General features: G+C 55.0%; 19 protein-coding genes and 3 tRNA genes. 11 read left to right on the forward strand and 11 right to left on the reverse strand.

Features of this window, described 5'->3' with window-relative positions; genetic code table 11:
* Positions 1 to 139 precede the first annotated feature (139 nt).
* The 4 genes from O1721_RS21960 to syd all read right to left on the reverse strand — a co-directional run bounded on the left by O1721_RS21960 (position 140) and on the right by syd (position 2894).
* Positions 140 to 589: a flavodoxin gene (locus O1721_RS21960; protein ID WP_015571732.1), complete on the reverse strand. Its 450-nt coding sequence runs from the start codon at positions 587 to 589 to the stop codon at positions 140 to 142.
* Positions 590 to 604: 15 nt separating this feature from the next.
* Complete coding sequence (truC, locus tag O1721_RS21965; protein ID WP_032649337.1) at positions 605 to 1390, reverse strand: tRNA pseudouridine(65) synthase TruC; 786 nt, start codon at positions 1388 to 1390, stop codon at positions 605 to 607.
* On the reverse strand, positions 1387 to 1716 hold the full coding sequence (locus O1721_RS21970; protein WP_032649340.1) for a YqcC family protein: 330 nt from the start codon (positions 1714 to 1716) through the stop codon (positions 1387 to 1389). The genes truC and O1721_RS21970 overlap by 4 nt, the downstream gene beginning before the upstream one ends.
* Before the next feature lie 632 nt (positions 1717 to 2348).
* Positions 2349 to 2894, reverse strand: coding sequence for a SecY-interacting protein (syd, locus tag O1721_RS21975; protein WP_032619128.1), 546 nt, complete (start codon positions 2892 to 2894; stop codon positions 2349 to 2351).
* 69 nt (positions 2895 to 2963) lie between these two features.
* Here syd and queF point away from each other — a divergent pair, with 69 nt between their 5' ends.
* From queF to xni, 5 genes are all read left to right on the forward strand, one after another.
* Positions 2964 to 3806 carry an NADPH-dependent 7-cyano-7-deazaguanine reductase QueF gene (gene queF / locus O1721_RS21980; RefSeq protein ID WP_015571734.1) on the forward strand — a complete coding sequence of 281 codons (843 nt, stop codon included), beginning with the start codon at positions 2964 to 2966 and terminating at the stop codon, positions 3804 to 3806.
* A 116-nt stretch (positions 3807 to 3922) separates the two neighbouring features.
* Positions 3923 to 5287: a nucleotide 5'-monophosphate nucleosidase PpnN gene (gene ppnN / locus O1721_RS21985; protein ID WP_017382837.1), complete on the forward strand. Its 1365-nt coding sequence runs from the start codon at positions 3923 to 3925 to the stop codon at positions 5285 to 5287.
* Between the two features lie 504 nt (positions 5288 to 5791).
* Entirely contained in the window at positions 5792 to 7081 is a 1290-nt protein-coding gene (locus tag O1721_RS21990) for an HAAAP family serine/threonine permease (RefSeq protein ID WP_003862749.1), read from the forward strand.
* Between the two features lie 62 nt (positions 7082 to 7143).
* A complete protein-coding gene (locus O1721_RS21995; protein WP_015571736.1) occupies positions 7144 to 8511 on the forward strand; it encodes an L-serine ammonia-lyase in 1368 nt (455 codons plus the stop codon).
* Positions 8512 to 8623: 112 nt separating this feature from the next.
* Positions 8624 to 9379, forward strand: coding sequence for a flap endonuclease Xni (gene xni, locus O1721_RS22000; RefSeq protein WP_023295348.1), 756 nt, complete (start codon positions 8624 to 8626; stop codon positions 9377 to 9379).
* Positions 9380 to 9436: 57 nt separating this feature from the next.
* Here the strand turns inward: xni and rlmM are convergent, their stop codons facing one another.
* The 4 genes from rlmM to O1721_RS22020 all read right to left on the reverse strand — a co-directional run bounded on the left by rlmM (position 9437) and on the right by O1721_RS22020 (position 12460).
* Positions 9437 to 10537, reverse strand: coding sequence for a 23S rRNA (cytidine(2498)-2'-O)-methyltransferase RlmM (gene rlmM / locus O1721_RS22005; RefSeq protein ID WP_003862754.1), 1101 nt, complete (start codon positions 10535 to 10537; stop codon positions 9437 to 9439).
* Entirely contained in the window at positions 10530 to 10925 is a 396-nt protein-coding gene (locus O1721_RS22010) for a DUF423 domain-containing protein (RefSeq protein WP_003862756.1), read from the reverse strand. Before O1721_RS22010 ends, rlmM begins: the two co-directional genes overlap by 8 nt.
* 39 nt (positions 10926 to 10964) lie before the next feature.
* Positions 10965 to 11882 carry a glycine cleavage system transcriptional regulator GcvA gene (gene gcvA / locus O1721_RS22015; RefSeq protein WP_003862758.1) on the reverse strand — a complete coding sequence of 306 codons (918 nt, stop codon included), beginning with the start codon at positions 11880 to 11882 and terminating at the stop codon, positions 10965 to 10967.
* A gap of 350 nt (positions 11883 to 12232) precedes the next feature.
* Complete coding sequence (locus O1721_RS22020) at positions 12233 to 12460, reverse strand: YgdI/YgdR family lipoprotein (RefSeq protein ID WP_015571738.1); 228 nt, start codon at positions 12458 to 12460, stop codon at positions 12233 to 12235.
* A gap of 191 nt (positions 12461 to 12651) precedes the next feature.
* On the opposite strand from O1721_RS22020, the gene csdA reads away from it, so the two are divergent.
* Both csdA and csdE read left to right on the forward strand, forming a co-directional pair.
* A complete protein-coding gene (gene csdA, locus O1721_RS22025) occupies positions 12652 to 13857 on the forward strand; it encodes a cysteine desulfurase CsdA (protein WP_023295350.1) in 1206 nt (401 codons plus the stop codon).
* Complete coding sequence (csdE, locus tag O1721_RS22030) at positions 13857 to 14303, forward strand: cysteine desulfurase sulfur acceptor subunit CsdE (RefSeq protein ID WP_032649344.1); 447 nt, start codon at positions 13857 to 13859, stop codon at positions 14301 to 14303. Before csdA ends, csdE begins: the two co-directional genes overlap by 1 nt.
* Here the strand turns inward: csdE and tcdA are convergent.
* Complete coding sequence (gene tcdA / locus O1721_RS22035; RefSeq protein ID WP_006811804.1) at positions 14294 to 15100, reverse strand: tRNA cyclic N6-threonylcarbamoyladenosine(37) synthase TcdA; 807 nt, start codon at positions 15098 to 15100, stop codon at positions 14294 to 14296. The two genes, csdE and tcdA, sit on opposite strands and share 10 nt — an antisense overlap.
* Positions 15101 to 15175: 75 nt before the next feature.
* Positions 15176 to 16273 carry a murein transglycosylase A gene (gene mltA, locus O1721_RS22040; RefSeq protein ID WP_015571742.1) on the reverse strand — a complete coding sequence of 366 codons (1098 nt, stop codon included), beginning with the start codon at positions 16271 to 16273 and terminating at the stop codon, positions 15176 to 15178.
* Positions 16274 to 16481: 208 nt separating this feature from the next.
* Between mltA and O1721_RS22045 the strand changes: the two genes are divergently transcribed.
* The 3 genes from O1721_RS22045 (at position 16482) to O1721_RS22055 (ending at position 16927) form a co-directional block, all read left to right on the forward strand.
* Positions 16482 to 16558 (forward strand) — tRNA-Met (locus O1721_RS22045).
* Between the two features lie 171 nt (positions 16559 to 16729).
* A tRNA-Met gene (locus O1721_RS22050) sits at positions 16730 to 16806 on the forward strand.
* A gap of 44 nt (positions 16807 to 16850) precedes the next feature.
* Positions 16851 to 16927 (forward strand) — tRNA-Met (locus O1721_RS22055).
* Between the two features lie 89 nt (positions 16928 to 17016).
* Here O1721_RS22055 and amiC read toward each other — a convergent pair.
* A complete protein-coding gene (gene amiC / locus O1721_RS22060) occupies positions 17017 to 18270 on the reverse strand; it encodes an N-acetylmuramoyl-L-alanine amidase AmiC (RefSeq protein ID WP_032649346.1) in 1254 nt (417 codons plus the stop codon).
* 227 nt (positions 18271 to 18497) lie between these two features.
* On the opposite strand from amiC, the gene argA reads away from it, so the two are divergent.
* Positions 18498 to 19829, forward strand: a complete 1332-nt coding sequence (gene argA / locus O1721_RS22065) for an amino-acid N-acetyltransferase (RefSeq protein WP_015571744.1) — start codon at positions 18498 to 18500, stop codon at positions 19827 to 19829.
* Positions 19830 to 19836: the final 7 nt, after the last annotated feature.

Raw genomic sequence — 19836 nt, forward strand, 5'->3', positions numbered from 1 at the left:
ATTGAAGGGCGTGAGGGAGGTTGTTTAGGGCATAAGCCCAGAGGAGTGGAAGGTGGTTCACGGAAATGGCGTTTGGGGCGGGGTGTAATGCCGGGTGGCGGCTACGCCTGACCCGGCCTACCATTGGTATAGCGCAGGGTTATTTAAGCAGCGTTGCCCAGTGCTCGACCCACGGGTTTGACTCGCTTTCTGGCTCAGGGTGTTCACCCGCATCAATCAGCAACATCTCTCCGACGCGCTGAGCGCTCTGTTCCTGCAACAGCGCGTCGAACTGTTTACCGCCACCGCAGAAATTAGCGTAAGAGCTATCGCCGAGGGCGATGATGCCATAGTGAACATCTGGCTGATAGCCGAGCTGGTCTTTAATGCCCTGGAAAAGCGGGACGATGCTGTCCGGCAGATCGCCCTGCCCGGTGGTGGAGGTCACCACCAGGATGTATTTATCTTTATACTTTTCCCAGTCCGCCAGCTCCGGATCTTCATAGACCGTTGCTTTATGGCCCTGGTTTACAAGGATTGCTTCCGCTTCCTCCGCCACCAGCAGCGAGTTGCCGTACATCGTGCCGACAAAAATGCCTACTTCAGCCATGCTTTGCTCCCGTAATTATTGCGCTTGCTGTTCATCCTGAACGTTGACTGCGGCAAACTCAACCCTTTCATTTTCGGGGAGTTGTCCCAGCCAGCCAAACTGTGACAGCGCCTGCATCCAGACCTCGTCCAGCCCCGCGCGAATAGTCAGCGGTTCGCCGGTAAACGGGTGCGCCAGGCGTAGCTCGCTGGCGTGCAGCATCAGCCGGTTACAGCCAAAGTGCTCGGCCGCGCTGCGGTTCTGGCGCAGATCGCCGTGCTTGCTGTCGCCGATAATTGGGTGGCGCAGATGTGCAAGATGGCGGCGAAGCTGGTGCTTGCGCCCGGTTTTGGGCAAAAGCTCAACCAGACTGTATCGCGTGGTCGGAAATTTGCTGGTCGCCACCGGCAGTTCTGTGGTCGCCATACCGCGATAGTCGGTCACCGCAGGCTGCGGGCCTTTATCTTCGCGGGCAAATTTATCGGCGATTTTATCCAGTTCCTCCACCAGCGGATAATCAAGCGTGGCGGAATCCGTCAGCCAGCCACGCACGATGGCGTGGTAGCGCTTTTGCATCTGGTGCTGCTCAAACTGCTGCGAAAGCAGTCGACCCGCCTCACTGGAAAGCCCCATCAGCAGAACGCCAGAGGTTGGCCGATCCAGACGATGAGCAGTAAAGACGTGCTGACCGATCTGATCGCGCACGGTTTGCATGACCACCACTTTCTCATCGCGATCGAGCCAGCTACGGTGCACCAGCCAGCCGGACGGTTTATTCACCGCCACTAACCACTCATCCTGATAAAGGATCTCAAGCGTCATGCATCGTCACCGGCGAAAAGCGCATCGAGCTTTTCCAGCTCCACCAGCATCATGGCACGCGCCGGGTGGGTCGCTTCCAGCGCCATTTCGTAATAGGGAGAGACGGCAAAAGACGCGGGCAACGCGTGACCACCTTCCAGCAGCGCGTGCATACGCGGAATTAAGACCCACTGGAGCCACTCGAACGGGGCCAGCGTATCCAGACAAAACGGTTGGGTGCTGGCGAACGCGTCTGGCTGCGGCGCGTTATCCTGCCACAGCTGATGCTGGCGCATAAGGGCTTCGATGGCGTGCAACTGCGCACGAACGTTGTCATAATGCGACATATATACCTCAACTGAAAAACGGAATGGCGCGAAGCATAGCATTGCGGAAGACAGAAATAAAAAAAGGGAGCACTGTAAAAACAGTGCTCCCGGTTCGTTTCGCAGCATTCCAGCTACAATACGTGCTCCCTGCTCATCCGTGACAACTTTTCCTGATGCCCGAAGGCCTGGTCATCCCTTTACCTTTTGCTTCCTGCTCACATCGTCCTGATGTGTAGGTTTCATCCTGAAACGTCCTGGCCATCCTGACCCACCGACCATCCTGACCGGCTCTAGTTCTCCTTCCTGGAGGTGTCCCTTACGCATCCTGCGTGATCCACTTTGCTTCATCCTGAGGCCTTCCTGCGGCGTCATCCTGACGTGTCCCTGGTAAGAAACGCCATCATCCTGATGTTCGTTTCTCGTGTCGGCATCCTGTCGACGCAGATAGAATCCGCTATTCTGCTTCGTCTTACAACCCACCTTGTAAGCAATGTAAGCCAGGCGAAACGGGGGATTCCCTTTCAGAAAACCACTAACCTGTTGAAAGAAAAGTTAATATTAATCTGAAATTCCTAAGGCAACTCTAATTGTTTCGGCGATGTCTCACAGAGCGTGTAAGAGATCTCTCACACGTCCAGTAGCATCATGGATTACAGAAGCGGCTCAATTTGAGTAAGAAAATCCGCAAGTGAAGGCGCGAGAACGTCGCGATTGCGGGTGCCGAGCGTCTCTTTGATGACCTCGCCAGACAGGTTGCAGACAGAAATGACGTCCAGTTCACTGTCGAGCGTCGCAATAAAAAGAGTCGGAGAGAGCTTAAGGCGTTTTTGCGTGACCAGGTGACCAATGAGGTTTTCCTGAACGCGTTGCAGATCGTCTTCGCTCCAGGTTTGCAGCAGCGTCAACGGCTGTCCTGCAAAACATGCAGTCATATCCCCGGCAAACTGCGTGGTATAAAATGCATGAAGCGCAGGTTGTATCACAATGTCCATCGCGCGTTCAACCGCATTTACATTGTGCTCGCCCGTGAACGGTTTCGGTTGCCAGATAACGTAATCATCCTGCGAAGCGATAATGCACGGTGACGGCACGCCATATAAGTCAGTACTTTGCGGCCACGTCCCCCGCTTTTCATGCCAGGCATCGCAATAGCGGGTCGTGAAGGACGTCAGGGCATTCGCAGTTTCGATATCCACCGATTTCTCTCTTCTTGTAAGACAGGATAAACTCAGCCCATAAGTGTACCTGTAAAGTGGCTATGAAACATGTCTTACGAAAATCATCAGGCGTTAACGGGCTTAACGCTGGGTAAATCGACCGATTACCGCGACACCTACGATGCAAGCCTGTTGCAGGGCGTGCCGCGCAGTCTGAACCGCGATCCGCTCGGGCTGCACGCTGACGCGCTGCCGTTTGTCGGCGGCGACATCTGGACGCTGTACGAACTCTCCTGGCTGAATGCGCGCGGTCTGCCGCAGGTGGCCGTGGGCCACGTCGAGCTGGATTACGCCAGCGTAAACCTGGTCGAATCCAAGAGCTTTAAGCTCTATCTCAACAGCTTTAACCAGACCAAATTCAACAGCTGGGACGAGGTGCAACAGACGCTTGAACGTGATTTAAGCGCGTGCGCGCAGGGGAACGTAACCGTCTCGTTATACCGTCTGCATGAGCTGGAAGGACAGCCTGTCGCCCATTTCCACGGCACCTGCATCGACGATCAGGACATTGAGGTGGAAAGCTATGAATTTAGCACCGACTACCTGGAAAACGCGGCGGGCGGAAAAGTGGTCAACGAGACGCTGGTCAGCCATCTGCTGAAATCCAACTGCCTTATCACCCATCAGCCGGACTGGGGCTCGGTACAGATCCAGTACCGCGGCCCGCAGATTGACCGTGAAAAGCTGCTGCGTTACCTGGTGTCATTCCGTCATCACAACGAATTCCACGAGCAGTGCGTGGAGCGCATCTTCAACGACATCCAGCGTTTCTGCCAGCCCGAAAAGCTGAGCGTTTACGCCCGCTACACCCGTCGCGGCGGTCTGGATATCAATCCGTGGCGCACCAATACCGATTTTGTGCCTGCCACCGGACGGCTGGTGCGCCAGTAAGATAAATATTTTCACAATATGCGGGCGGTATTCCGCCCGAAGTGTTGTGAAACGTCATAAGCCAGGGCTATTGTAATCAACAGGGAAAGACGATAATCGTCCCATAAGGAGCTCACTTGATTACACATATTAGCCCGCTTGGCTCTATGGATATGTTGTCGCAGCTGGAAGTGGACATGCTTAAACGCACCGCCAGTAGCGACCTTTATCAACTGTTTCGTAACTGTTCACTTGCCGTACTGAACTCCGGAAGCCTGACCGACAACAGTAAAGAGCTGCTGTCCCGCTTCGAAAGTTTTGATATCAACGTGCTGCGCCGCGAGCGCGGGGTGAAGCTGGAAGTGATCAACCCGCCGGAAGACGCTTTTGTCGACGGGCGTATTATTCGCTCACTTCAGGCCAACCTGTTTGCCGTGCTGCGCGATATTCTGTTTGTTAACGGACAGATCAGCAACGCCGGACGATTCCAGCATCTTGACCTGGAAAGTTCCGTTCATATCACCAACCTGGTCTTCTCCATTCTGCGTAACGCCCGCGCCCTGCACGTGGGCGAAGCGCCGAACATGGTCGTCTGCTGGGGTGGTCACTCCATTAACGAAACCGAATACCTGTATGCCCGCCGCGTGGGGACGCAGCTCGGCCTGCGCGAACTGAATATCTGTACCGGTTGCGGTCCTGGCGCGATGGAAGCGCCAATGAAAGGCGCGGCAGTAGGTCACGCGCAGCAACGCTATAAAGAAGGCCGTTTTATCGGCATGACCGAGCCGTCGATCATCGCCGCTGAGCCGCCTAACCCGCTGGTTAACGAACTGATTATTATGCCGGATATCGAAAAGCGTCTTGAGGCGTTTGTCCGTATCGCGCACGGCATCATCATCTTCCCGGGCGGCGTAGGTACGGCGGAAGAGCTGCTTTATCTGCTCGGGATCCTGATGAATCCGGCCAACAAAGATCAGGTTCTGCCGCTGATCCTGACCGGCCCGAAAGAGAGCGCCGACTACTTCCGCGTGCTGGACGAGTTTATCGTGCATACGCTGGGCGAAGACGCGCGCCGTCACTACCGCATTATTATTGACGATGCCGCAGAAGTGGCCCGTCAGATGAAAAAAGCGATGCCGCTGGTGAAAGAGAATCGTCGTGATACCGGGGATGCCTACAGCTTTAACTGGTCCATCCGTATCGCACCGGATCTTCAGATCCCCTTCGAGCCGTCGCATGAGAACATGGCGAACCTCAAACTCTATCCGGATCAGCCGGTGGAAGTGCTGGCTGCCGACCTGCGTCGCGCCTTCTCTGGCATCGTGGCGGGGAACGTGAAAGAGGTGGGGATACGCGCAATTGAAGAGTTTGGCCCGTATAAGATCCACGGTGATCCGGAGATGATGCACCGCATGGATGATATGTTGCAGGGCTTTGTCGCTCAGCACCGCATGAAGCTTCCAGGCTCTGCCTATATTCCGTGTTACGAAATCATCAAGTAAAGCGACATTCCTCTCCTCTCAAGCCGGATCGTCATCCGGCTTTTTTATTCGTGTTGCAATTCATAGCGATCTTCAATGTTATTAACAAATCTGACGCCTGCGCAAACGATTACCTCGTTTTTGAAACCGTAAATAATCAGTCTTAATCGAAATTACCCGCCAGAAAATCCTAAAATCCCATTTCTTTACAGCGAAAGACACCTATCTCGCGGGTCGACCTTTTCGAAAACATGTCGTTAATGGTAGCCTTCGCGCCCGTAAATTCTTTTTGATGTTTTTTTAACAGATAAATGGTCTAAAGATACCCACATCACAAGTGGATTATTGCATTTGGGATCGCGATCACTGATAGATTCATAACTAGAATGTATCTTTCCGCCCGCCAATAGTTACGGGCAAAAATTATTAAAAAACCGTCACTGAACGAATTTCATATTACCGTCAGGCGCTTTTTCATCGGATTTGACTAAAAACCTGACAATTTGCTTCCTCCAGGAGATACAGATGGAAACCACTCAAACCAGCACCGTTGCTTCGATTGAATCCCGAAGCGGTTGGCGCAAAACGGATACCATGTGGATGCTTGGCCTGTACGGCACAGCAATCGGCGCTGGTGTACTGTTCCTTCCTATCAACGCAGGTGTCGGCGGTATGATCCCGCTGATCATCATGGCCCTCATCGCCTTCCCGATGACCTTCTTTGCGCACCGAGGCCTGACCCGCTTCGTGCTGTCCGGTAAAAACCCGGGCGAAGATATCACTGAAGTCGTTGAAGAACACTTCGGCGTCGGCGCAGGTAAGCTGATTACCCTGCTCTACTTCTTCGCGATTTACCCGATTCTGCTGGTGTACAGCGTTGCTATCACCAACACCGTAGAAAGCTTTATGATGCACCAGCTTCAGATGACCCCGCCGCCACGTGCGATTCTGTCCCTGATCCTGATCGTCGGTATGATGACCATCGTGCGCTTCGGCGAGCAGATGATTGTGAAAGCGATGAGCGTGCTGGTGTTCCCGTTTGTTGCGGCTCTGATGGTGCTGGCTCTGTACCTGATCCCACAGTGGAACGGCGCTGCGCTGGAAACCCTGTCTCTGAGCAGCGCATCCACGACCGGCAACGGTCTGCTGCTGACCCTGTGGCTGGCGATCCCGGTGATGGTGTTCTCCTTCAACCACTCGCCAATCATCTCTTCCTTCGCAGTAGCGAAGCGTGAAGAGTACGGCAATGGCGCAGAGAAGAAGTGCTCCAGCATCCTGGCTCGCGCGCACATCATGATGGTACTGACCGTAATGTTCTTCGTGTTCAGCTGCGTGCTGAGCCTCTCCCCGGCGGATCTGGCGGCGGCGAAAGAGCAGAACATCTCTATTCTGTCTTACCTGGCAAACCACTTTAACGCACCGCTGATTGCGTGGATGGCGCCGATCATCGCAATTATAGCCATCACCAAATCCTTCCTGGGCCACTACCTGGGCGCACGTGAAGGCTTCAACGGCATGGTGATTAAATCTCTGCGTGGTAAAGGCAAGACCATTGAAATCAACCGTCTGAACAAAATCACTGCGCTGTTCATGCTGGTGACCACCTGGGCGGTAGCCACCCTGAACCCAAGCATTCTGGGCATGATTGAAACCCTGGGCGGCCCAATTATCGCGATGATCCTGTTCCTGATGCCGATGTACGCGATTCAGAAAGTGCCTGCGATGCGTAAATACAGCGGCCATATCAGCAACGTGTTCGTTGTTGTGATGGGCCTGATTGCCATCTCCGCTATTTTCTACTCGCTGTTCAGCTAATACCTCCTGCGCCGTCTGCGGACGGCGCACTTCTCCCCTCTGACTGAAGCAATGGACGCATCATGATTAGCGTATTCGATATCTTCAAAATCGGTATTGGTCCTTCTAGCTCTCACACCGTCGGACCAATGAAAGCCGGTAAACAATTCACGGATGACTTGATTGCACGCGGCATTTTGCACGACATCACCCGCGTGGTTGTCGATGTATATGGTTCCCTTTCCCTGACCGGTAAAGGCCACCATACCGATATTGCCATTATCATGGGGCTGGCGGGTAATCTGCCGGATACCGTTGATATTGATGCAATACCTGGCTTTATCCAGGACGTGAACACCCACGGTCGTTTGCTGCTGGCGAACGGCGAGCATGAGGTTGAATTCCCGGTTGATCACTGCATGAATTTCCATGCGGATAACCTGTCGCTGCACGAGAATGGCATGCGCATTACCGCGCTGGCCGGCGACAAAGCGGTTTACAGCCAGACGTATTACTCCATCGGCGGCGGGTTTATCGTCGACGAGGACCATTTTGGTCAAAGTACCAATTCTGCCGTTGATGTGCCGTACCCTTACAAAAACGCGGCCGACTTACAGCGTCACTGCCAGGAGACAGGGCTTTCTCTCTCCGGCCTGATGATGAAAAACGAGCTGGCCCTGCACAGCAAAGAGGAGCTGGAACAGCACTTCGCTAACGTCTGGGAAGTGATGCGCAGCGGCATTGAGCGCGGGATCACCACCGAAGGCGTGCTGCCGGGTAAACTGCGTGTTCCGCGCCGTGCGGCTGCGCTGCGCCGCATGCTGGTCAGCACCGACAAAACCACCACCGACCCGATGGCCGTCGTCGACTGGATCAACATGTTCGCGCTGGCGGTGAACGAAGAGAACGCCGCGGGTGGCCGCGTCGTCACGGCGCCAACCAACGGGGCGTGCGGAATTGTTCCGGCGGTTCTGGCGTATTACGACAAGTTTATCCGTGAAGTGAATGCAAACTCACTCGCGCGGTATATGCTGGTCGCCAGTGCGATTGGCTCACTGTACAAGATGAACGCCTCGATTTCCGGCGCGGAAGTGGGCTGTCAGGGTGAAGTGGGCGTCGCCTGCTCTATGGCGGCGGCGGGTCTGGCCGAATTACTGGGCGCAAGTCCTGCGCAGGTTTGTATTGCGGCGGAAATCGGCATGGAACATAACCTGGGGCTGACCTGCGATCCGGTCGGCGGACAGGTCCAGGTGCCATGCATCGAGCGTAACGCCATCGCCTCTGTGAAAGCGGTGAACGCGGCCCGTATGGCGCTGCGTCGTACCAGCGAACCGCGCGTCTGCCTCGACAAGGTTATCGAAACCATGTACGAAACCGGTAAAGATATGAACGCCAAATACCGTGAAACCTCCCGCGGTGGCCTGGCGATGAAGATCGTCACCTGCGATTAAGCCTCTCAGGAAGCCTCGTTTTGCGAGGCTTCTTCCTGTTTTCCCCACCATTCATAGTTTCATGCTGCGCTCAGTGTTACCCTTCCCCCATTAGACAGAAGGGAGATTATCTGTGGCCGTTCATTTGCTTATCGTCGATGCACTTAACCTGATTCGCCGTATTCATGCGGTACAGGGCACCCCCTGCAAGGACACCTGTTTACACGCGCTGGAGCAGCTCATTCGCCATAGCGAACCCACCCACGCTGTTGCCGTATTCGACGATGAAGCACGCAATACCGGCTGGCGGCACCAGCGCCTGCCGGACTACAAAGCCGGACGTGCGCCAATGCCGGACGATCTGCACGCAGAAATGCCCGCTATCCGCGCGGCCTTTGAGCAGCGCGGCGTTCCGTGCTGGGGCGCCCACGGTAATGAGGCTGACGATTTAGCCGCAACGCTGGCGGTTAAAGTCGCGAGCGCCGGGCATCAGGCAACTATCGTTTCAACCGACAAAGGCTACTGCCAGCTGCTCTCACCAACGATCCGCATCCGGGACTACTTTCAAAAACGCTGGCTGGACGCGCCATTCATTGCCAGCGAGTTTGGCGTATCGCCTGAGCAACTGCCGGATTACTGGGGGCTGGCGGGGATCAGCAGCTCTAAAGTGCCGGGTGTCGCCGGTATTGGACCCAAAAGCGCCGCACAGCTGCTGACGGAGTTTCAGAGTCTGGAAGGAATTTACGCCAGGCTTGATGAAGTGCCGGAAAAATGGCGCAAAAAGCTGGAGGCGCATAAAGAGATGGCGTTTATCTGCCGGGAGGTGGCGACGCTACAGACGGATTTACAGCTGGACGGGAATTTACAGCAGTTAAGGTTAGAACGTTAAAACAACTACACGATTTTGTAGGCCCGGTAAGCGCAGCGCCACCGGGCGTTACAAACGTTATCGCTCGTCGCGACGCCCACCCACTGCCGCCCACCAGCGACGAATATGGACCGTCACTTCTTCGCGGTCGTGATAAAGCTGACGCGCCTGGATTTCCGCGTTAATCCCGTGTTCGTCCAGCTGCTGCTGAATATAGGCCAGGTTCTGCGACACCTCTTCGTAGCGCTTTTTCATCGGCAGCTTGAGGTTGAAAATCGTCTCACGACACCAGCCGTTCACCAGCCAGGAGGCCATCAGCGCCGCGACTTTCGCCGGTTTTTCTACCATGTCGCACACCATCCAGGAGATGTTGTTGCGGTTCGGGCGATAGCGGAAGCCGTCCTCACGCAGCCAGGTGACCTGCCCGGTATCCATCAGGCTTTGCGCCATCGGGCCGTTATCCACAGACGAAACCCACATATTGCGTTTCACCAGCTGATAGGTCCAGCCGCCCGGGCACGCGCCAAGGTCGACGGCATACATGCCGTTTGCCAGACGTTCGTCCCACTCGTCCGCCGGGATAAAGACGTGAAACGCCTCTTCCAGCTTCAGGGTTGAACGGCTCGGCGCATCTGCCGGGAAGCGCAGACGCGGGATCCCCATAAAGAACGGCGAATTATTGGTGGTATACGAGTAGCCGGCGTAGCAACATCCTGGCGCAATAAAGAAGATATGCACGACCGGGCGCTTTGGCGTTTCGTAGTTTGTCAGCACACCCGCATCACGCAGCGCCGCGCGCAGCGGCACGGTGAACTTACGGCAGAACTTCATCAGCTCTTTGCTTTCGTTGGTGTCGGCCACTTCCACGCGCAAATCGCCGCCCTTCTCCACCACACCCTGCAACAGGCCAACAATCGGCGTGATGCGATCTTCCGGCGGAAGATCTTTCAGCAGTTCGCCCGCGACAAACATCTGACGGGCGAAAATCAATGAGCTGAACGGCAGTTCGCGCGCCAGCTTGTCGGCATCATCAGGCTGATAGCATTCAAATACCACATAGCCCGCGTTCTCTTTGACGCGAGCGAATCCAAAGACTTCACGCTTCGCCGCTTTATCGGTGATTTCCGCGGCGCACTCTTTCTCAAACCCCGGGCGACAATATAAAACAACCTTATTCATGAACAACGCCCTTGCGTTTCAGACGGATAGCTCCGATAAACATTAACACCCAACCCGCCAGGAAGCTGACGCCGCCGACAGGTGTAACAAACGCCCACAGGCGTAAATGCGACAGCGCCAGACAGTAAAGACTGCCGCTGAACAGTACGGTACCCAGCGCCAGAAAGACGCTGCTCCAGTAAAACCAGATGCTGATGCGGCGCTGCATCGCCACCGCCAGCCCAAAAATTGCCAGCGTGTGGAACGCCTGATATTCAAGGCCGGTCTGGATCCAACCCATCTCCACAACGCCCAGAGATTTGCTTAAGACATGCGCGCCAAACGCGCCCAGAGCTACAAAAATAAAGCCACTCACCGCGGCGAAAATCAGCATGAATCGGCTGGTCATGTTTAAGTCCTGAATTGATGCGTGCCCGGCACACAAACGTTATTGTTCATACCTGAAGCGGAATTTTTCTTGCTCGCTTGCCGCTTTCGCCAGTATCCACTGCCGGAAAGCGGCTATTTTACCCAGTTCTGCCTGACTGTCATGACAAACCAGATAAAATGCATTCTTGCTGACCAGTACATCGTTAAATGGGCAAACCAGACGGCCTGCCTCAATTTCGGACTGCGCCATAACGTTGTTTGCCAACGCCACGCCCTGCCCGTGAATAGCAGCCTGTAGCACCATCGCGCTGTGGCTAAAAATGGGACCCTGCTGCACGTTTATATGATTAAGACCTAACTGGCGGGTATAAGTTTGCCAGTCGCGACGCGAAGCATCGTGTAAAAGCGTATGTTGCGCCAGATCGGCGGGCGTTTTGAGCGCTTTATCCCCCGTCAGCAGCAGCGGTGAACAGACCGGCAACAGATATTCTGCGTATAATTTTTCCACACGCAAGCCCGGCCAGTTACCGCGACCGTAAAAAATCGCCACGTCCACATCATCTGCCAGCTTGTCTTCCTGACGGTCCACCGCCTGGATTCGGACATCGATTCCCGGATAAGTTGAGTTAAAGCTTGAGAGTCGCGGCACCAGCCACTGAATGGCAAAACTGGGCAATAAACTCACAGTCAGAGCGCCTTTTGCGCTCCGGGCCTGAAGCTTGCGAGTGGCTTCCGTCAGCTGGGAAAAAATCTCTTTAATATCCTGAAAATAGCTCTGCCCCTCTTCGGTCAACAGCAACGAACGGTTGCGTCGACGGAACAGCTTAAGCCCCAGAAAATCCTCCAGAGACTTGATTTGATGACTTACTGCGGCCTGTGTCACAAAAAGCTCATCGGCTGCGCGGGTGAAGCTGAGGTGGCGTGCTGCTGCATCAAAAACACGTAATGCATTTAGAGGTGGCAATCGCTTGGACATGGTTATCTGGCTTAGATGTTAACGAGATTTAACATATAGGAAACAACGTTTAACCTATTAGTTTTTTTTATCTGAGCCATTATAATTTGTCCGTTGAGGAACTACCAGCAAATACCTATAGTGGCGGCACTTCCTGAGCCGGAACGAAAAGCTTTTTTTGGAATGCGTGTTCTGAAGGGCTTTTGGCTTACGGTTGTGATGTTGTGTTGTTGTGTTTGCAATTGGTCTGCGATTCAGACCACGGTAGCAACGCTACCAATTTTTCACTTCCTGTACATTTACCCTGTCTGTCCATAGTGATTAATGTAGCACCGCCAACTTGCGGTGCTTTTTTTTCGCTTATCTAACTGTTAATGCTCGATTTCCTTCATCTCTTTCACGTCACTGCGGTTGATCTGCTGTTTGTTCCCGTTAGCATCTTTGTATGAAATCATCCCGGTATCATTATCGGTTGTCGGTTTCCCTTCAGAGACGATAGATCGACCATCGTTGGTATGCATTACGTAGTTATTACCAGAACAGGCGCTCAGGGCAAAGGTCAACGCACAGGCAGAAATGATTGCAGCTGTCTTTTTCATGATTATCTCCTTTAGCAATTAATGCTATTCAAACCTCGATTTATAACAGGCTAAAACATCCGCCTAACACTATTTAGCATAACCTGCTTTTTCAGACTCGCCAGGATAAGCAGACAAATCTGATAGATATCAACTTCCTTGCCCTGCCGATGAATTTGCGCGACGATCGTAGAATCGATATGAGGAATTCCATGAACGCTTTCAGTCCTGCGCAGTTTCGCGCACAGTTTCCTGCGCTGGCCGATGCCGGCATTTATCTTGATAGCGCCGCCACGGCCCTTAAACCGCAGGCGGTGATTGAGGCAACCCGCCAGTTTTACAGCCTGAGCGCCGGGAACGTGCACCGCAGCCAGTATGCCGACGCGCAGCGCTTAACGGCGCAATACGAAGCCGCACGGGATCAGGTCGCGCGCCTGATCAATGCTGACAGCGGTAAGAACATCGTCTGGACGCGGGGCACCACCGAGGCCATTAACATGGTGGCGCAATGTTACGCGCGTCCGCTGTTGCAGCCCGGGGATGAGATCATCGTCAGCGAGGCGGAACACCACGCCAACCTGGTACCCTGGCTGATGGTGGCCGAACAAACCGGGGCACGGGTTGTAAAGCTCCCGTTGGGTGCGGACTTCCTGCCTGACGTGGCGCGTCTGCCTGAGCTGATTACGCCGCGCAGCCGTATTCTGGCGCTGGGGCAGATGTCCAACGTCACCGGCGGCTGCCCGGATCTGGCGCGTGCCATTGAGATTGCCCACGCCAGCGGCGTGGTGGTGATGGTCGACGGTGCGCAGGGTGTGGTGCATTTTCCGGCTGACGTTCAGGCGCTGGATATCGACTTCTATGCCTTCTCAGGACACAAATTGTACGGGCCAACCGGTATCGGCGCGCTGTACGGCAAAGCTGAACTGCTGGCCCGGATGACGCCGTGGCTCGGCGGCGGCAAGATGATTACCGAAGTCACCTTCGACGGTTTTAAAACGCAGGATGTACCCTACCGCCTGGAAGCCGGTACCCCAAACGTGGCCGGGGTTATCGGTCTGAGCGCAGCGCTCGAATGGCTGGCAGAAACGGACGTGGTTCAGGCTGAAAGCTGGAGCCGGGGTCTGGCGACGCTGGCGGAAGAAGAACTGAAAAAACGTCCGGGTTTTCGCTCGTTCCGCGTCCAGGACTCCAGCCTGCTCGCCTTTGATTTCGCGGGCGTGCACCATAGCGACATGGTGACGTTGCTTGCCGGATACGGCATTGCCCTGCGTGCCGGACAGCACTGCGCCCAGCCGCTGCTGGCGGCTATTGGCGTGAGCGGTACCCTGCGCGCCTCGTTTGCACCGTACAATACAAAAAGCGACGTCGATGCGCTGGTTTCCGCCGTCGACCGCGCCCTGGAATTACTGGTGGATTAATGACAAGTTCAGCTTTAGCCGGGCACCCGTTCGGCACCGTTATTACTGAAGATACGTTAAAACAGACCTTCGTCCCGCTCACGCAGTGGGAAGATAAATATCGTCAGCTGATCCTGCTGGGTAAACAGTTGCCTGCACTGTCAGACGAGCTGAAATTACAGGCGAAGGAGATCGCAGGCTGCGAGAACCGTGTCTGGCTTGGGTTTAGCGTATCCGGTGAGAAACTGCATTTCTTCGGCGACAGCGAGGGACGCATTGTTCGCGGTCTGCTGGCGGTGCTGTTGACCGCAATCGAAGGGAAAAGCGCCGCAGAGCTGCTGGCGCATTCTCCGCTGGCGCTGTTTGATGAGCTGGGACTTCGCGCGCAGCTTAGCGCCTCACGCGGTCAGGGACTGATTGCGCTAAACGACGCGGTGCTGGATGCCGCCCGTCAGGCTCAGGCCTGACGTTCCGCCTTCGCCATCATCTTCTTCAGGGCGTGAGAGACCGCCACAAAGCCGAAGGAGGCGGTCACCATGGTGGCCGCTCCAAACCCTGAGGCACAATCCATCCGCTTTGGCCCTTCCGCGGTGCTTTTCATCGCACAGACCGAACCATCCGCCTGCGGATAAACCAGCGCTTCTGTCGAGAACACACAGTCCACGCCCAGCTTGCCTTTGCTGTTTTTCACCACGTTGAAGTCGCTTTTTAAGCGCTCGCGCAGCTTAGCGGCCAGCGGATCCTGAATGGTTTTCGCCAGATCCGCCACCTGGATCTGCGTCGGATCAATTTGTCCACCCGCGCCGCCCGTTGTCACCAGCGGCACCTTGTAACGACGACAGTAAGCGATCAGCGCCGCTTTTGGCCGCACGCTGTCGATGGCGTCAATCACATAGCTGTAGCCTTTGCTCATGTACTCCGCGACGTTATCTGCCGTCACAAAGTCGTCGATCACCGTCACCCTACACTCCGGGTTGATGAGACGAATACGCTCCGCCATCACCTCGGACTTCGCCAGACCGACGTTATCACGCAGGGCGTGGATCTGACGGTTAGTGTTAGTGACGCAGACGTCATCCATATCAATCAACGTAATTGCGCCAATGCCGGTTCTCGCCAGCGCTTCTGCCGCCCACGAACCCACACCACCAATGCCCACCACGCAGACATGCGCATCCGCGAACAGTTGCAGGGCTTTTTCACCATATAACCGTGCCGTGCCGCCGAAACGCTGGCGCCAGGCATCGCTGATTACCACAGACATAAAACCTCAGATGTAAAAAGGGTGAGGTATTCCTCACCCTGAACCGTAATCCGTCTTGCCCTCAGAATAACACAATCAGCCGCTGAATACGTTTCCGGTACCCGGCGCTGCCTTCAGCACCCACACGCGTCCGTAGTGGTTATACCAGCCTGCACGATGGCCGGCATCCGGGCCGATGCCCTGATAAATGTCGAAGTGCTGGCCTTTGATCGCCCCACCCACGTCCAGCGCCACCATCAGGCGTAATTCATACTTGCCGTTGAATTTGCCGTTGTTGTCGAGGAGTGGAACTTCCGCCAGCAGCGTAGTACCTGCCGGGATAATCGAACGATCCGATGCCACAGAAGCGCGGCCAATCAGCGGGACGGCGCTCGCCCCTTTCACCGGCGCAAAGTTCTGCGGTTTGAAGAAGACAAACGATGGGTTCTGCTCAAGCAGCTCACGCACTTCCGCTTCGCTGTGTTTTTCGCCCCACTCGCGGATCGCCTGCATCGACATATCTTCTCGTTTCACTTCGCCACGGTCGATGAGCACCTTACCGATGCTGCGATAGGCATGGCCATTTTTCCCGGCGTAGCTAAAGAAGTTCAGCGGCGAGCCGTCGCCAAAATCAATATAGCCGCTGCCCTGCACGTCCATAATGAAGTTGTCCATCAGGGAGTTGCTGTAGGCCAGCACGTAATTTTCGCTCAGCGCGCCAGCGTAGATCTCGGCGCGGGACGGCAGACGACCGCGTTTCGGCGGCATACGGTAAATGGGATACTGGAACTCGCCCTGGCGTGTGTGTCGCGCCTGGACAACCGGGGTGTAGTAACCGGTAAACTGGACGTTACCGTAGTTATCCGCCCCCTCCATCTGCCAGGCATCGATACCAAACTGGCGCATATTGCGGGTATCACCGCCTGCACGCAGCCAGTCCTGCACGGCGCTATAGACGTTGTTCTGCGAACCGTATAAACGCGGAGAAGCAGTGCGGATCTGGTAGACCTGCTCGGAGAAGTCTCCGGCATTGATCGGAGCGCCCACGGCGTCTGGCTGGTTAACTAAAGAGAAAGGCTGGGATAACTTCCCGTCTTTATACTGTTGACCGCGATCGGTCGGTTTGGAAGAGCAGGCCGCAAGAATCGCCACCATTGCGCCTGTCATCAGATACTTCGCCCAACGTCCTTTCATTATATCTCGTCTTTTAGTTGCCCAATTCCGCGAGATGAAGATAACAAACCCACCGTGTTAATGAAATGCAATCGCCTTCCCTTTGGCAAATTCTGCACAAAAAATAGTCCAAAGTGGCTTTTGCCGTTCATTTTGCATACAAAATAATGAATTATGTGAAAAAGGGGTTGCATCACAAACCTATCCGAGTATAGTGCGCTTCCACGGACGCGGGGTGGAGCAGCCTGGTAGCTCGTCGGGCTCATAACCCGAAGGTCGTCGGTTCAAATCCGGCCCCCGCAACCAATTAAAATTTGATGAAGTATCTTCTACGACAGTAGAAGTTTTTGCGAAGTAGTTCGAATCACAGCAAGGCGACGACGCAGTGAATCCTTAGGAACTTACTCCAGTAAGTGACTGAGGTGAACGAGGAAAGTCAACGCAGATGTGGTTTGAAATACGAAGCAAAAAGACGGACGCGGGGTGGAGCAGCCTGGTAGCTCGTCGGGCTCATAACCCGAAGGTCGTCGGTTCAAATCCGGCCCCCGCAACCAATCAAATTTGAAGAAGTAAGTTTCTACAAGTGTAGAAAGACGGACGCGGGGTGGAGCAGCCTGGTAGCTCGTCGGGCTCATAACCCGAAGGTCGTCGGTTCAAATCCGGCCCCCGCAACCAACACTTCTTAAAACAATAAACACCCTGAAGGGTGTTTTTTTGTATCTGGCGTTTGTGAAAATGCCGGGCATGATACCCGGCTTAATGCCCTACCCCCGCCGCGCCAGCGTTTCCCCGTCTGAGAAGTAGGCCCGGATCCCCGCCAGAATCGACTCCGCCACTTCCTGCTGGAATTTAGCCGTCTTGAGCTTACGTTCCTCTTCCACGTTACTGATAAACGCGGTTTCGACCAGAATGGATGGAATATCTGGCGCTTTCAGTACCGCAAATCCGGCCTGCTCGACGCTGTTTTTGTGCAGCTTGTTGACCCGGCCCAGCTTGCCCAGCACCGCTTTACCAAACTTCAGGCTGTCGGTAATGGTCAGCGACTGCACCATATCAAACATCGTATGGTCGACGTAACGGTCGCCACTTTTGCTCACGCCACCAATTAAATCCGAGGCGTTCTGCGTGTCCGCCAGGTATCTCGCGGCGGTACTGGTCGCCCCTTTCGTTGACAGGGCAAACACTGAAGATCCACTCGGCTGGCGGCTGGTGAAGGCATCCGCGTGAATAGAGACAAACAGATCCGCGCGCTGCTTTTGCGCTTTTGCCACGCGGACCTTCAGCGGGATAAAGACATCTTCGTTGCGCGTCATGTAGGCGCGCATATTACCCTCTTTGTCGATCAAGGCCTTCAGACGACGGGCAATTTGCAGCACCACATCTTTTTCGCGGGTGCGATATTTCCCGACGGCGCCGGAATCTTCTCCGCCGTGGCCAGGATCGAGCATGATCACAATCGGGCGATCGCGCCCCGCCTTGCCCGGCTGTGGGCCACTTTGCGCTGGCGGAACCTGGCTGTCGAGATCGCCTTTGTTGTAATCCTCAAGTAAGGCCAGAAGCGGATCCTGAATATCCGTCGCATTCGCCGGATAGAGATCCATCACCAGACGCTCCTTAAAGGCGGCTACAGGCGCAAGGGCAAAGAGCTGAGGTTTCACGTTCTGCTTCAGCTCAAACACCATACGCACGGTTTGCGGATCGAACTGCCCGACGCGCGCCGATTTGATAAACGGATCGTCGCCACGGATCTGAGCTGCCATGCCTTTAAGCACGGAGTTGAGGTTTACACCTTCGAGATCAACCACCACACGTTCAGGATTGCTGAGGGCAAATTGCTTGTATTTCAGCACGCGATTGGACTCGACCGTCACGCGCGTATAGGTCGACGACGGCCAGACGCGCACCGCGACTACCTGGCTTGAGGCGGCAAGACCCACCTGGCTGACGCTAAGCAACCACATCGCCCCGGCCCCTTTTAACAGGCGGCGGCGGCTTATTGCTGAATTGGATCCCGACATGCTTCTCCCGAGCAAGAAATCTGATTGATGAACAAAACGCCCAAATTGACCGAAAACTTTAACGAATGACGCATAAACTGTCATCTATAAAAGGGTAAACAATCATACGTTAACGCACGGATTACTTATTATTTTCTGTGGGTCGCAGAAAATTTAGGCTTGCACACGCGGCCACAATCGAATAAAAATACAGAAATTACGAATAAACATTCACTAAGGGTTGTGTCATGGTTAAGGAACGCAGAACCGAACTGGTCCAGGGATTCCGCCATTCTGTTCCCTATATCAACACCCATCGGGGAAAAACGTTTGTCATTATGCTTGGCGGCGAAGCCATTGAGCATGAAAACTTTTCCAGCATCGTCAATGATATCGGCCTGCTGCACAGCCTCGGCATCCGTCTGGTGGTGGTGTATGGCGCACGTCCGCAAATTGAAGCCAACCTGGCCGCCCATCACCATGAGCCGATCTACCACAAACACACGCGCGTGACGGATGCGAAAACCCTCGAGCTGGTCAAACAGGCGGCGGGTCTGTTGCAGCTTGATATCACCGCCCGCCTGTCGATGAGCCTGAACAATACGCCGTTGCAGGGCGCGCACATCAACGTGGTGAGCGGCAACTTTATCATCGCTCAGCCGCTCGGCGTGGACGATGGCGTGGACTACTGCCACAGCGGCCGCATCCGCCGTATTGATGAAGAAGCCATTCACCGCCAGTTAGACAATGGCGCGATCGTTCTGATGGGCCCTGTTGCCGTCTCCGTAACGGGTGAAAGTTTTAATCTGACCTCAGAAGAGATTGCCACCCAGCTGGCCATCAAGCTGAAAGCGGAAAAAATGATCGGCTTTTGCTCCTCACAGGGTGTCGTGAACGATGAGGGCGTGATTGTGCCAGAACTTTTTCCGAATGAAGCCCAGGCGCGCGTCGAAGCGCTGGAAGCAGAAGGCGATTACTATTCCGGTACCGTGCGTTTTCTGCGCGGCGCCGTTAAAGCGTGCCGTAGCGGGGTACGCCGCAGCCACCTGATCAGCTATCAGGAAGACGGCGCGCTGTTGCAGGAGCTGTTCTCCCGGGACGGGATCGGTACGCAGATCGTCATGGAGAGCGCCGAGCAGATCCGCCGTGCCACCATCAACGATATCGGCGGCATTCTGGAGCTGATCCGTCCGCTGGAACAACAGGGCATTCTGGTTCGCCGATCCCGCGAGCAGCTGGAGATGGAGATCGACAAGTTCACCATCATTCAGCGGGATAACCTGACCATTGCCTGTGCGGCGCTTTATCCGTTCCCGGAAGAGCAGATTGGCGAAATGGCGTGCGTCGCCGTGCATCCTGATTACCGTAGCTCCTCACGGGGGGAGCTGCTGCTTGAACGCGTGGCGGCACAGGCGCGCCAGATGGGTCTGAGCAAGCTGTTCGTGCTTACCACGCGCAGCATTCACTGGTTCCAGGAGCGCGGCTTCACGCCGGTGGATATTGATTCCCTGCCGGAAAGTAAGAAAGAGATGTACAACTACCAGCGCCGCTCGAAGGTGTTAATGGCGGACCTGGGATAACAGTCAC

This window comes from Enterobacter cloacae complex sp. HYC033_NIDB, assembly GCF_056673335.1.

What these genes read in the sequence shown, in the direction of transcription:
- O1721_RS21960 (WP_015571732.1), bottom strand. Translation starts at nt 589, where the DNA reads ATGGCTGAAGTAGGCATTTTTGTCGGCACGATGTACGGCAACTCGCTG.
- truC (WP_032649337.1), bottom strand. Translation starts at nt 1,390, where the DNA reads ATGACGCTTGAGATCCTTTATCAGGATGAGTGGTTAGTGGCGGTGAAT.
- O1721_RS21970 (WP_032649340.1), bottom strand. Translation starts at nt 1,716, where the DNA reads ATGTCGCATTATGACAACGTTCGTGCGCAGTTGCACGCCATCGAAGCC.
- queF (WP_015571734.1), top strand. Translation starts at nt 2,964, where the DNA reads ATGTCTTACGAAAATCATCAGGCGTTAACGGGCTTAACGCTGGGTAAA.
- O1721_RS21990 (WP_003862749.1), top strand. Translation starts at nt 5,792, where the DNA reads ATGGAAACCACTCAAACCAGCACCGTTGCTTCGATTGAATCCCGAAGC.
- O1721_RS21995 (WP_015571736.1), top strand. Translation starts at nt 7,144, where the DNA reads ATGATTAGCGTATTCGATATCTTCAAAATCGGTATTGGTCCTTCTAGC.
- rlmM (WP_003862754.1), bottom strand. Translation starts at nt 10,537, where the DNA reads ATGAATAAGGTTGTTTTATATTGTCGCCCGGGGTTTGAGAAAGAGTGC.
- O1721_RS22010 (WP_003862756.1), bottom strand. Translation starts at nt 10,925, where the DNA reads ATGACCAGCCGATTCATGCTGATTTTCGCCGCGGTGAGTGGCTTTATT.
- gcvA (WP_003862758.1), bottom strand. Translation starts at nt 11,882, where the DNA reads ATGTCCAAGCGATTGCCACCTCTAAATGCATTACGTGTTTTTGATGCA.
- O1721_RS22020 (WP_015571738.1), bottom strand. Translation starts at nt 12,460, where the DNA reads ATGAAAAAGACAGCTGCAATCATTTCTGCCTGTGCGTTGACCTTTGCC.
- csdA (WP_023295350.1), top strand. Translation starts at nt 12,652, where the DNA reads ATGAACGCTTTCAGTCCTGCGCAGTTTCGCGCACAGTTTCCTGCGCTG.
- csdE (WP_032649344.1), top strand. Translation starts at nt 13,857, where the DNA reads ATGACAAGTTCAGCTTTAGCCGGGCACCCGTTCGGCACCGTTATTACT.
- tcdA (WP_006811804.1), bottom strand. Translation starts at nt 15,100, where the DNA reads ATGTCTGTGGTAATCAGCGATGCCTGGCGCCAGCGTTTCGGCGGCACG.
- mltA (WP_015571742.1), bottom strand. Translation starts at nt 16,273, where the DNA reads ATGAAAGGACGTTGGGCGAAGTATCTGATGACAGGCGCAATGGTGGCG.
- amiC (WP_032649346.1), bottom strand. Translation starts at nt 18,270, where the DNA reads ATGTCGGGATCCAATTCAGCAATAAGCCGCCGCCGCCTGTTAAAAGGG.
- argA (WP_015571744.1), top strand. Translation starts at nt 18,498, where the DNA reads ATGGTTAAGGAACGCAGAACCGAACTGGTCCAGGGATTCCGCCATTCT.